The organism is Pseudomonas sp. J452 (assembly GCF_024666525.1).
In the GTDB taxonomy this organism is placed as follows: Bacteria; Pseudomonadota; Gammaproteobacteria; order Pseudomonadales; family Pseudomonadaceae; genus Aquipseudomonas.
This window is the reverse complement of sequence record NZ_CP088294.1, coordinates 490,366-503,081: the sequence shown is the minus strand read 5'-3', so window position 1 is coordinate 503,081 and position 12,716 is coordinate 490,366. Positions and strand designations below refer to the sequence as shown.

The window sequence follows — 12,716 nt, the reverse complement described above, 5'->3', positions numbered from 1 at the left end:
GAAAATGGCCCGTGGGGTAAACAAAGTCATTCTGATCGGTAACGTCGGCGGCGATCCGGAAACCCGTTATCTGCCCAATGGCAACGCGGTGACCAACATCACCCTGGCCACCACCGACAGCTGGAAAGACAAGCAGACCGGTCAGCAGCAGGATCGCACCGAATGGCACCGCATCGTGTTCTTCGGCAAGCTCGCCGAGATCGCCGGTGAATACCTGCGCAAGGGCGGCCAGTGCTACATCGAAGGTCGTCTGCAAACCCGCGAGTGGGAGAAGGACGGCGTCAAGCGCTACACCACCGAGATCGTGGTCGACATGAACGGCACCCTGCAGCTGCTCGGCGGCCGTGGTGGCAACAGCGAAGGCGGCGGTGAATACGCCCCGCGTCAGCAGCAGTCGCGTCCGGCCCCGCAGCAGTCCGCCCCGCAGCAGCGCCCGGCGCCGCAGCCGGCCGCTCAGCAGCAACCGGCTCCGGACTACGATAGCTTCGACGACGACATCCCGTTCTAAGAACCTTTCCACGATCTCCTGTCCGTCGGCCATACCGCGTTAAAAACAGGCTCGGAATGCTCATTTACAGCTCGTAAACTCCGCTTCCTCGCCTGTTTTTGCCTTGTCTGGCTCTAGTCCAAAAGATCGTGAACAGGTTCTAAGCACCAAGCAGTCGCGTCAGATAAACCCGGCACTCCCCAGGAGTGCCGGGTTTTTTATTGCCTGCACGAAATGAGCTTACTGCAGCACGGATTTCAGGCTGATCAGGTCGTGGCCGGCGTCAAACAGGCTCTGGTAACGGTGCAGGCTCATGGTCGAAGCGTGCACATTCATGACCGTATCGCTGTCACCGGGCGGGCTGCTGCGCTGGATGATGCGAATGATGTTGCCGGAGCTGCGCGCGACGACGAAGTAGGGGAAGAACATGTGGGGCTCCAGGGAAGGTTCTGCCCTCCGGTCGGTCGTTAAGTGGTGCGGTGCCGCTCGAAGAAACTGATCACCTGCTTCTCGGCTTCGCGCTCGGTCATGTCGTAGCGCTGCTGCACCAGGGCGGTCAGTTTCTGTGCATCACCCTCGGACTTGAGCAGCTCATCCAGGGTCAGGTCGTCCCAGACGATGTGAGCGAGGCGGGCCAGTTGATGCCATTTGCCCTTGATCACATCGGCGAGTTCTCGGCTCATCGTGTTTCTCCTGTTTGACGCTCAGTCGACCATGACAGCTATGCAGAAGCCGCGTCGGTGCGCTGCACCCCATAGGCGCTAGCGCACCAGATCGAGCGGTGTGTCGATCGGCTGGGCGCAGTACAGCACCTCGACCCGATGCGCGTTGCCGTCGTCGAGCAAGGCGATGTCCGGGCCGTCCAGTCGCACCCCGTCCCGGTACACCGAACCGACCCCGCTGGCCGTCTGGCGCACGTCGATGTGATAGCGGCTGCCGCCCAGTTGATAATCGAGGCTGAAGCCCGGCCAGTCGGCGGGCAGCACCGGCTGGATGCGCAGGCTGTTGCCGTGGCGCTGCACGCCGAGCAGCGACTCGACGACCAGCCGGTACATCCAGCCCGCCGCACCGGTGTACCAGCTCCAGCCACCGCGCCCGGCATGCGGGGCCACGCCATAGACATCGGCGGCCAGCACATAGGGCTCGGCCTTGTAGCGGGCGATGCCGGCCGCGCTCTCGCCATGGCTGACCGGGTTGAGCAGGCGCAGCAGTTGCCAGGCGCGCCGACTGTCGCCCAGCGCGGCGAAGGCCATGCTCGCCCACACGGCGGCGTGGGTGTATTGCCCGCCGTTTTCGCGCACGCCCGGCACATAGCCCTTGATATAGCCAGGGTCGAGCAGGCCCGTGTCGAAGGGCGGATCGAGCAGCTGCAGCAGGCCGACATCGCGGCGCAGCAGGTGCTGTTCCAGCGCGTTCATGGCGCTGAGCTGGTGCTCGTGGCTGGCGGCGCCGGAGAGCACCGCCCAGCTCTGGGCGATGGCGTCGATGCGGCATTCGTCGTTGCTCGCCGAACCCAGCGGCGTGCCGTCGTCGAAGTAGGCGCGGCGGTACCAGGCGCCGTCCCAGCCGTGCAGGTCGAGGTTGCTGCGCAGGCTGACCGCCTGCTGCAGGCAGTGCCGGGAGAAGTCGCCATCGCCCTGCTGGCGGGCGATGCCGGCGAACTGGCTGAATACCTGATGGCTGAAGAAGCCCAGCCACACGCTTTCACCGTGGCCCTGCTCGCCGACGCGATTCATGCCGTCGTTCCAGTCGCCGGAGCCGATCAGCGGCAGGCCGTGGGCGCCGCGCGGCAGGCTGTAGTCGAGTGCGCGCCGGCAGTGCTGGTAGAGACTTTCCACCAGCGGCGAGCGGTTGGGCAGATCGTAATAGGACTCTTCGCCGGCGTTGCGCGGCCGGCCTTCGAGGTAGCCGACCGGCTCGTCCAGCACGCTGCGGTCGCCAGTCAGCTGCACATAGCGGCTGGTGGCCAGCGGCAGCCACAGGTAGTCGTCCGAGCAGCCGGTGCGCACGCCGCGATCCAGCGGCGGATGCCACCAGTGCTGCACATCGCCCTCGACGAACTGGTGCGCGGCGCACAGCAGCAGATGACGGCGCGCCGCCGCCGGGTCGGCATGCAGCATGGCCATGCTGTCCTGTAGCTGATCGCGGAAACCATAGGCGCCACCGGACTGATAGAAACCGCTGCGGGCCCAGAAGCGGCAGGCGATCACCTGGTACATCAGCCAGCCGTTGACCAGCACATCGATGGCCGGCTCCGGGGTGCTGATCTGTACCGCGCCGAGGGTCGTGTGCCAGTAGGCCTGTACCGCAGCCAGCGTTGCCGCCGCCGCGCTGCTGCCGCGCAGGCGCTGGAGCAGGCGGCTGGCGGCGCTGGCGCTGTGTTCCGCGCCGAGGCGGAAGATCACCTCATGGCTGTCGCCATCGGCCAGCTCGAAACCGACCTGCAGCGCCGCGCAGGGGTCGAGGCCGCTGCCGGTGCGCCCGGAAAGGCGCACCTGGGCCAGCGCCGCCGGCGCCTGCAGGTTGCCGTTGCGGCCGATGAATTCGCTGCGGTCGGCGGTGACGCTGCGCACCGGCGCATCCACATCGAAGAACGCCACCCGCTCGGGGAACTCGATGGAATAGGCGTTGCGCGCCAGCAGCGCACCACTCTGCGGGTCGGCTTCGCTGACCACGTGCATGGCGGTTTTCTGCCGCAGGTCGCCGAGCACCCAGGCTACATAGCCGGTGGCCGACAGGCGCCGCGCGCGGCCCGAATGGTTGCTCACCTTGAGCCGGGAGAACTTGATCGGCGCGTCCAGCGCCACGTACACCCACAGCTCGCTGTGGATGCCGTCCTCGTCGTGCTCGAAGACGCTGTAGCCGAAGCCGTGCCGGGTCACGTAGCCACCGCTGCCGGGGCGTGGCAGCGGGGTGGGCGACCAGTAGTGGCCGCTCTCCTCGTCACGCAGGTACAGCGCCTCGTCGCTGGCATAGCCGACCGGGTCGTTGTGCCAGGGCGTCAGGCGGAACTCGTGGGCGTTCTCGCTCCAGGTGTAGGCGCCGCCGCTTTCCGACAGCACCGTGCCGAACTGCGGGTTGGCCAGCACATTGACCCAGGGCGCCGGGGTGCTCTGTCCCGGCGCCAGGTGGATCACATATTCGCGGCCATCGCTGCTGAAGGCACCGAGCGGCTGGTCCGGCGCCGCGGCAATGGGCGGCAGGCTGCTCGGCGGCGAGCGCAGCAGGCGCGGCTCGAAGCGTGGCAAGGGTGCTTCCGCCCGGCGCCGATGCACCTGCTCGGCCAGGCCGCCACGGCTGTCGCTGAGTACCAGGCGCGCCACTGCCAGCATCAGCAAGCGGTCTTCACTGGACAGCTGCTGCGCCGGGCGCACGAAGATGCCGCCGGGGCGGTCGAGCAGGTGGGCTTCGCTGCTCGAGGTGACGATGGCCAGGATCAGGTCCTGCAGATGCTGGCGGTAGCCGGCCTGGTCTTCATTCCATATCACCAGGTCGAGCACCAGGCCTTTCTGCCGCCAGTAGGCGTGGGCCTGTACCAGCTGGCGCACCAGTTCGATATTGCCGGGGTCGGCGATCTGCAGCAGGACGATCGGCAGGTCGCCGGAAATTGCCTGGCCCCACAGGCCCGACTGGCTGCGCCGGTTAGCGCTGAGCACGCCGGCTTCGGCGCGCAGCGAGGCGTTGACGTAGAGAATTGCGGCTGCCATCTGTTCGAACAGGCGGGCGTCGGCCGGCGTGGCATTGAGCTGGCGCAGCAGCACCTGGCTGTGGGTCCAGGCCAGGTCGAACACGCGGTCGGCCAAGTGGCGGTCGCGGTACTTGTCGATCAGCTGCAGGCAGGCCTCGCGGCTCTGGCTGAGGCCGGTGACCAGGTCGATGGTCGCCGTCTGCCCCTGTTCCAGGCTGATGCGGCAGCGGATCGCCACGATCGGGTCGAGCACCGAGCCACAGCTGCCGCTAAGCGCCTCGCAGCTCGGGTCGAGCGCCGCGGGGTTGGCCACGCTGCGCCCGCGGCCGAGAAAGCGCACACGCTCGGTCTCGTAGGAAATCGCCTGGATATCCACGCCGTGGGCGGCCAGCAGGTGGCACATCCAGGGCACGCTTTCCTCGCTGGCGCGCGGCCGCCGGGTGCAGATGATGGCCTGCAGCGTGGGCAGCAGTTCGCTCTGGACGAACAGGTTGCTGAAGGCCGGGTGCAGGGCATCGCTGATCGGCGTGGCCAGCACCACTTCGGCGTAGCTGGTCAGCTCGATGCTGCGGCGCACGCGGGCGCGGTTGGTGATGTGCAGGCGGCGCAGCTCGATGTCGTCTTCCGGCGAGACGACGATCTCGCTGTGGCAGTCGTAGCCGCGTTCGCGCACACGGAACTCGGCGCGGGCATCGGTGAAGATCGCCTCGTAGCTTTCGGTGCGCTGCAGCGTCGGCTGGTGCGCGCTGGACCAGTAGGCGCCGCTGGCGACATCACGCAGGTAGCAGAACTGGCCCCAGTTGTCGCAGGTGATGTCCTCCTGCCAGCGGGTCACGGCCAGCTCGTTGCAACGGCTGTAGCCGCCGCCGGCGCTGCTCAGCATGACGTGGTAACGGCCGTTGGACAGCAACTGCACGGCGGGGCGTTTGCGCTCCGGATCGCTGTACACGCGCAGCTTGGTTTCGCTGACCCGCGCCGCCGTGTCGGCGACCGAGGCATTGGCCGCGTGCAGATACTGCGCGGCGCTTTTCGGCACGCGCTCCTGCAGCAGCAGGGCGGTGGCCTGGAACTGCGGATCCGACTCGAAGCGCCGCTGCATCGGTCGTTCCAGCAGCAGGGCGGTCAGCGCCAGCAGGCTCATGCCCTGGTGGTGGGCCATGAACGAACGGACCACCGCCGCGCTCTGCCCACGGGGCAGGCGGCTACTGGTGAAGTCGATCGCTTCATGCAGGCCGAAGCGTCCGGCCAGGCCCATGCCGGCCAGGCGCTGGAGGTTTTTGCAGGCGGCGTCGGGCTCCAGCAGCAGCGCCAGGGCCGTGGCGTAGGGCGCTACCACGCTGTCTTCGCCAAGGCCGCGCTTGAGCCCCAGGCCCGGCACGCCGAAGGCGCGGTACTGGTAATTGCCCTGGGCGTCCTGGGTGTTGTAGCCCGACTCGGACACGCCCCAGGGCAGGCCGAGCTGATTGCCGTATTCGATCTGTCGGGCCACCGCGGCGCGGCAGGTCTGTTCCAGCAGGGTGCCGGCGTAGCTGGGCATCACCAGCAGCGGCATCAGGTATTCGAACATCGAGCCGGACCAGGACAGCAGCACCGGCACCCCGGCGTTGCTGGTGAGCAGGCGGCCGAGGGTGAACCAGCCTTCCTGGGGCAACTGGCCCTGGGCGATCACCACGAAGTTGGTCAGCCGCGCCTCGGAGGCCAGCAGGTCGTAGCAGGCCTCGTCCAGGCGTTGCTCGTCGGCGTTGTAGCCGATGGTGAAGATGTCGCGCTGCGGGTCATAGAGGAAGCTGAAGTCCATGTCGGCGAGGTCTTCGACCAGCTCGGCCAGGCGCGTCAGCTGGGCCAGCCGCGCGCCGGCGCTATTGCGCACGGCGCTGACCCGCGCCTGGGCGGCGAGCGGCCATTGGCTGGCATCGAGCTCGGCCAGTTGGCGCCAGGTACTGATCGGCGCGGCGCTGCTGCTGGCCGGCAGCTGGCAGGTCAGCAGTTCACGCAGCAGGTCCTGGCAGTGCGCCTGCAGGGCGTTCAGCCAGAACTGTGCATCGCTGGTCGCGGGCAGGCTGAGTGCGGTGCTCAGGGCGTCGGCTTGCCGGCTGAGGCTTTGCAGGCGCAGCAGGGCCGCGTCGACGCTGGCGGGCGGTGCGGCGAAGGCGGCATCCAGTTCGCTCTTAAATTCCTGCAGCGGCGCTGTTTCCAACGCAGCTGCGGCCAGCGAGTCGTGCAGGGCGGCCAGGCTATCGGCCAGGCCGTCGAGCTGGCGCGGCTGCAGCAGCGGCGCATCGGCCAGGGCCAGCAGGCCGGGGCGCAGGGTCAGCAGCAGGCCAGCCAGGTTGCCGCTGTCCACCGTGGAGATGTAGTGCGGCGGCAGCGGCTGCAGGCTCTGCGTGTCGTACCAGTTGAAGAAGTGCCGGCGGTGGCGCTGCAGGCGGGCCATGCTGGTCAGCGACTGGTCGAGGCGTTCCAGCAGGCGGCCGCTGCTGAGGTAGCCGAAATCATGGGCCGCCAGGTGCGAGAGCAGGGCCATGCCCATATTGGTCGGCGAGGTGCGGTGGGCGACCACCAGATTGGGTGCTTGCTGGATATTGTCCGGCGGCAGCCAGTTGTCCGCCGGGCCGACATGCTCGTCGAAGAACGCCCAGGTCTGGCGCGCCAGTACGCGCAGGAAGCGCAGTTCCTCGGCAGTCGGGGTGAACGGGCGCTGGGTGGTCGCCCGGCTCAGCCACCAGGCAATCCCCGGCGCGGCCAGCCAGGCCAGCAGGAAGGGCCCGGCCAGGCCGAGCACCTCTGGCCGCACCAGCAGCAGGGCAGCGCCGACCAGCACGGCCAGCGCGGGCGCGACGGCCATCAGGCGATACAGCCCCGGCAGTTCGTTGCGGCTGCTGCGCTCGACTTCCCGCGAGGGGTTCCACTGCAGCAGGCGGCGCTTGCTGACCAGCATGCGCCACAGCGTGCGGGCGATGGCGTCGAGACTGCACAGCGCCTCGTAGGGCAGCCAGACCAGCGCCAGCAGGGCACGGGCCAGGTGCAGGCCGGTGCTGCGCAGGGTAGCGCTGAGGTGCTGGTGCAGGGGCATGTCGTGGGCTTTGCGCAGCAGCTCCTGGAGCGAGGCGAGCAGTGGCTGGGTGAGCACCAGGGCCAGCACCACCAGGGTCCAGGGCAGCGCCCCGGCCACCGCGAACCAGCCCCACAGCAACATCGTCAGGAAGGCCAGTGGTTCCAGGCTGCGGCGCAGGTTGTCGAAGATCTTCCAGCGCGCCAGGGCGCTCAGGCGGTTGCGCTCCCGCGTGCCGCAGGCGGTCGGCGTCCACGGCAGCAGCCAGGGCAGCAACTGCCAGTCGCCGCGAATCCAGCGATGGCGGCGCTTGGCGTCGGCGCTGTAGCGCGCCGGGTGTTCCTCGTACAGCTGCACGTCGCTGAGCAGGCCGCAGCGCGCGTAGCAGCCCTCGATCAGGTCGTGGCTGAGGATGCGGTTGTCCGGCAGGCAGTCGCTGAGGGCATGCTCGAAGGCATCCACGGCGTAGATGCCTTTGCCGATGAACGAGCCGTGCTGGAACAGGTCCTGGTACACGTCGGACACGGCGCGGGTGTAGGGATCGATCCCGGCGTCGCTGCCGAACAGCTGGGCATAGGCCGAGCGCGCACTGCTCGGCAGGCTGATGCCGACCCGCGGCTGGAGGATCGCGTAGCCGGCGCTGATGCGACGTTGCAGCGGGTCGTACTGCGCGCGGTTGAGCGGGTGGGCCATGGCGCCGATGAACTGACGGGCCACATCGCGCGGCAGTTGGGTGTCGGTGTCCAGGGTGATCACATAGGTCACCGGTGGCAGCTCCGTGATCGCGCCGACGATCAGGCTGAAGCGTTCCTGGCCGCGCCCGCGCAGCAGCGCATTGAGTTCGGCGATCTTGCCGCGCTTGCGTTCATGGCCCATCCAGCGCTGCTCGGCGGGGTTCCAGCGGCGCGGGCGGTGCAGCAAGAAGAAGCGCTCGCAGTCGCCGCAGGGGTATTTGCGGTTCAGCGCCTCGACCAACTGGCGGGCCAGTTGCAACAGCTCGGCGTCCTGCGGCAGTTCGGCGCTGGCGGCGTCGAGAAAGTCGGTGAGCAGGGCGAAGTGCAGGTTGTCGTCGCGGTTGGCGAGGAAGCGCACTTCCAGGCCTTCGACCAGTTCCTCGATGTCGCTGCTGCTGCCGATCAGGCTGGGCACCACCACCAGGGTGCGCGCCTGGGCCGGGATGCTGTCGCTGTAGTCCAGGCGCGGCAGGATCTCCGGAGCGACGGTCAGGGTCACCAGCCAGTTGACCAGGCCGATGGCCAGGCGACTGCTGATCAGCAGGGCGGGGAGGGCGAGCAGCACCAGCAGGTAGTCGGGGGCACCGCCGCGTTGCAGGGTGGCGAGAAAAGGCCAGGCGAACAGCAGGGTGAGCAGCAGCACCGGGCCGAGGAACATCGTCAGCGGGGCACGGCGCAGCAGGCGCTGCCAGGCTTCACTCAGCGGCACGCGGGCGGCGAGCGCGCGTTCCAGCTCGGCGCGGCCCTGGCCGATCAGGTAGTAACCGACATGCGCGCTGACGGCCGTGGCGTCGCCTGCGGCCGCGTCAGCCGCCAGAGCAATCGCGGCGTGCGCCACGTCTTCCTCGCTGTGCGGGCAATGCCGAGCCAGGCGTTCGACGGCATGGCGGTAGTGGTCGCGGGTGGCGAAATCCATCTGTACGTAGACCTGCGCCGGGTCTTCGCGCAGCACCTGTTCGACGCGGCTGAGGCTCTCGACGAAGCTCTGCCAGTCGCTGGCCGTGAGCAGGCGCAGGCTGGCGATGCTGTTGCTGATGGAGACCTGTTCGGCGGCCTGCTGCTGGGCATCCAGTTGCACCAGGCGCTCGATGCTCTGCCCGGACTCGCCGAGCAGCTGTTCGATCCAGGTCAGCGGCAGGATCAGCGCCGCGTTCTGCCCCTGCAGGCGGCGCGCCAGCTCGGCGACGAACGAGCTGCTCATCGGCGGCGCGGAGCGGGCCATGTCGGCCACCGCGAGGACGATGCTCTTGGCATCGCGCTCGGCGGTTTCGGTGAGCTGGTCGGCCCACTCGTTGGCCAGGGTGCGGTCGTTCCAGTTGGCCATGACGCGCGCGGCCACGCGGCGCAGGTTCTCGATCAGCGCCAGGCGCAGCATGATCGGGATCGCCCACAGCTCGCCGAGGGTCAGCGGCACGCAGCTCTGGTAGGCCTCGACGAAGCGGCTCAGGCTCTCGCAGTCGACTCGCCCGTCGCCATGGGAAATGGTGTCCAGGGCGATATCGTAGACCCGCGGCAAGCCGGCCGATGGGCCGTTGGCCAGGCGCGGCAGTTCGCGGCTGTAGCCCTTGGGCAAGTGCTTCTGCGCGGTGCGGATCTGTTCTTCGATCAGGTAGAAGTTGTCCAGCAGCCACTCCGCCGCCGGCGTGGCCCGGCGCACGGCCGGCGCCACGCTGCTCAGGGTGGCGCAACTGCTGGCCAGGGTGGTGCTGTTGTCGGCCAGGCGCTGCAGCAGCGAGTCACTGGCCGAACCGGGGCTCAGGCGATGCTGGCGAGCCAGGTGGATGCCGTGGCTGGCCATCTGTTCGGCGCTGAACAGTTCAGCGCGCAGGACCGGCTCATACTCGAATGGCGGCGGCGGTTTGCGCCATAGGCGGCTCAGGGTGCGGGTCCATTGACTGTCCATGGTGTCCTTGGCGGGGCGCGACGACGGCCTGCGGCAGACGCAGGCAGCGGCGACGCGGGGGAAGACGCCAGCGCTGAGGCTGGCACGGCGTTGCTCTGGTGAGTCTGCGCGGCGGCGGCGGGGCTGGTCTGTCCGTTGGCGCACATAGCGCGGGCGGGTGCGACGCTGTGTCCCCCTGCGCCTGCCGCTCAGCCCGCTAGAATGCGCCGATCTAAACGGATGTCGTCCTTGAACCCACTCAGCCGCAGTTTCCGCGATTGGCTCTACGCCTTTGCCCTGGTGGGCATGCTGCTGCGCGTGAGCATGCCGCTGTGGGCCATGCCGCTGATGAGTGCCGATGGCTTCATGCTGCTATGCACATCCCAGGGTGTGCAGTGGCAGCTGAGCGAGCAGGGTGACGACAGCTCCGCCAGTCAGCATCTGCCCTGCATGCAGTGCGGCGCGCACGGGGCCAGCCTGCAATCCTTCCCCTTCAGCCCACCGGCGCCGGCGGTGGCGCCGTCACCCCAGCGCCCGCGCTTCGCCGAACTGCTGGCGCTCAGTCCGCCGTTCCTGGTGGCGCCGCCTGGACGGGCGCCACCAGCGTTTTCCTGAAACCGCCATCACTCGCCCTCCCATCGAGGGTTTAGCGCTGCCCAAATTTTCAGGAAACACCATGACCGCATCCGTATTCTCGCCGGCGCGCGCCGGCCGTCTGCCGTTCGTCCTTTCCGCACTGACCCTGGCCATGGCCGCCCCGGTGCTGGCCGAAGAAATCGTCAATAACGAATTGGCGCCCACCGTGATCACTGCCGTGCAGCAGAGCTCGCCGCTGACCGTGATCGCCGATCCCAAGGACGCCCGCCAGCCGGTGCCGGCCAGTGATGCCACCGACTACCTGAAGACCATTCCCGGCTTCTCCGCCATTCGCAGCGGCGGCACCAATGGCGACACGGTGCTGCGCGGCATGTTTGGCTCGCGCATCAACCTGCGCGCCAATGGCGGCATGATGCTCGGTGCCTGCCCCTACCGCATGGACGCACCGAGCTCCTACATCTCGCCGGAAACCTACGATCAGTTGACCGTGATCAAGGGCCCGCAGACCGTGCTCTGGGGGCCGGGAGCCTCGGCCGGTACCGTGTTGTTCGAGCGTGAGCCGGAACGTTTCGGCGAGCTTGGCAGCCGCCTGAATGCCAGCCTGCTGGCCGGCTCCAACGGCCGTTTCGACAAGGTGCTGGATGGCGCCGTGGGCGGCGAGCAGGGCTACCTGCGCTTTGTCGGCAACCAGGCGCAGGCCGACGACTACGAGGATGGCGACGGTGACACGGTGCCGTCGCGCTGGAAGAAGTGGAACGGCGATCTGGCCATCGGCTGGACCCCGGACGCCGACACCCTGATCGAGTTCACCGCCGGCAAGGGCGACGGCGAGTCTCGTTACGCCGGGCGCAGCATGGACGGAGCGCAGTTCGAGCGCGAGAGCCTCGGCCTGCGCTTCGAGAAGAGCAACCTGGGCGGCGTGCTGGATAAGCTCGAGGCGCAGGTCTACTACAACTACGCCGACCACATCATGGACAACTTCAGCCTGCGCGATCCCGATCCGAGCAGCATGATGCCCATGCCGATGGCCTCGCAGGTCGACCGCCGTACCCTCGGTGGACGCTTCGCCGCGACCTTCAAGTGGACCGACGTGGAACTGGTCGCCGGTGTCGACGCCCTACGCAGCGAGCATCGCTGGCGCAACTCCGATTACGACATGATGACTGACTCCTACATCGATACGGATCAGTTTGCCTGGGACAAGGATGCGGTCAGCCATAACTACGGCGCCTTCGCCGAAGCCACCTGGTATGCCGCAGAGCGCAATCGCGTGGTGGCGGGTGCGCGCCTGGATCGGGCCACTACCAAGGATTACCGCGCCAGCGCCTGGAGCGGCATGATGCAGGTTGCCAACCCGACCGAAGGCGACACTCGCGCCGATACGTTGCCCAGCGGCTTCGCTCGCTACGAATATGACCTTTCCGATTCGCCGACCACCCTGTACGCCGGCCTCGGCCATGTGCAGCGCTTCCCCGACTACTGGGAACTGTTCTCTGCGGACGCCGGTCCGGCCGGCAGCGCCAACGCCTTCGATGGGATCAAGCCGGAGAAGACCACCCAGCTCGACTTTGGCGTGCAATACGCCAGCGCCGATCTGCAGGCTTGGGCTTCCGGTTATGTCGGCCAGGTACGCGACTACATCCTGTTCAGCTACAGCACCGACATGATGGGCATGAGCAGCTCCCAGGCCGACAACATCGATGCGCGCATCATGGGCGGCGAGCTGGGCGTGGCCTACAACCTCACCGACAACTGGAAGACCGACGCCACCCTGGCCTATGCCTGGGGCAAGAACAGCAGCGACGGCGAAGCGTTGCCGCAAATGCCGCCGCTGGAAACCCGCCTGGGCCTGAGCTACCAGCGCGATGCCTGGAGCGCCGGCGCCCTGTGGCGCGTGGTTGCCGCGCAAAACCGCGTGGACGCAGGCAAGGGCAACGTGGTCGGCCAGGACTTCGGCAGCAGCGCCGGTTTCGGCGTGCTCTCGCTCAACGGTGCCTACCGCGTCAGCGACAACCTCAAGCTCAGCACCGGTGTGGATAACCTGTTCGACAAGGACTACGCCGAGCACCTCAACCTGGCCGGCGACGCCGGTTTCGGCTACCCGGCCGATCCGGTCGCCATCGACGAGCCGGGACGCACCTTGTGGACCAAGGTGGATGTGAGCTTCTGATCGCGTTCGGCTGAAAAACAGAGCCCGCCATTTGGCGGGCTTTTTGTTGGCGCTGTCAGCGTTAATTGAGCCTGGCTGCTCTGCTCAAGGCAATTGCGGCGCGCTT

The 12,716-nt window shown here is 67.8% G+C and carries 6 protein-coding genes; 3 read left to right on the top strand and 3 right to left on the bottom strand.

Annotation, left to right across the window (positions count from 1 at the left end; all coding sequences use genetic code 11):
• Positions 1–4 precede the first annotated feature (4 nt).
• The gene (locus LRS11_RS02295; protein WP_173203066.1) at positions 5–508 is read left to right on the top strand and encodes a single-stranded DNA-binding protein; all 504 of its coding nucleotides are present in this window, start codon (positions 5–7) and stop codon (positions 506–508) included.
• Positions 509–727: 219 nt separating this feature from the next.
• Here the strand turns inward: LRS11_RS02295 and LRS11_RS02290 are convergent, their stop codons facing one another.
• The 3 genes from LRS11_RS02290 to LRS11_RS02280 all read right to left on the bottom strand — a co-directional run bounded on the left by LRS11_RS02290 (position 728) and on the right by LRS11_RS02280 (position 9,864).
• Positions 728–916: a hypothetical protein gene (locus LRS11_RS02290; protein WP_173203113.1), complete on the bottom strand. Its 189-nt coding sequence runs from the start codon at positions 914–916 to the stop codon at positions 728–730.
• 38 nt (positions 917–954) lie between these two features.
• A complete protein-coding gene (locus LRS11_RS02285) occupies positions 955–1,170 on the bottom strand; it encodes a CsbD family protein (protein ID WP_260495361.1) in 216 nt (71 codons plus the stop codon).
• Between the two features lie 78 nt (positions 1,171–1,248).
• A complete protein-coding gene (locus tag LRS11_RS02280; RefSeq protein ID WP_260495360.1) occupies positions 1,249–9,864 on the bottom strand; it encodes a GH36-type glycosyl hydrolase domain-containing protein in 8,616 nt (2,871 codons plus the stop codon).
• Between the two features lie 228 nt (positions 9,865–10,092).
• On the opposite strand from LRS11_RS02280, the gene LRS11_RS02275 reads away from it, so the two are divergent.
• Both LRS11_RS02275 and LRS11_RS02270 read left to right on the top strand, forming a co-directional pair.
• Positions 10,093–10,458 carry a hypothetical protein gene (locus LRS11_RS02275; protein WP_260495359.1) on the top strand — a complete coding sequence of 122 codons (366 nt, stop codon included), beginning with the start codon at positions 10,093–10,095 and terminating at the stop codon, positions 10,456–10,458.
• A 61-nt stretch (positions 10,459–10,519) separates the two neighbouring features.
• Positions 10,520–12,610 carry a TonB-dependent copper receptor gene (locus tag LRS11_RS02270; protein ID WP_260495358.1) on the top strand — a complete coding sequence of 697 codons (2,091 nt, stop codon included), beginning with the start codon at positions 10,520–10,522 and terminating at the stop codon, positions 12,608–12,610.
• Positions 12,611–12,716 lie beyond the last annotated feature (106 nt).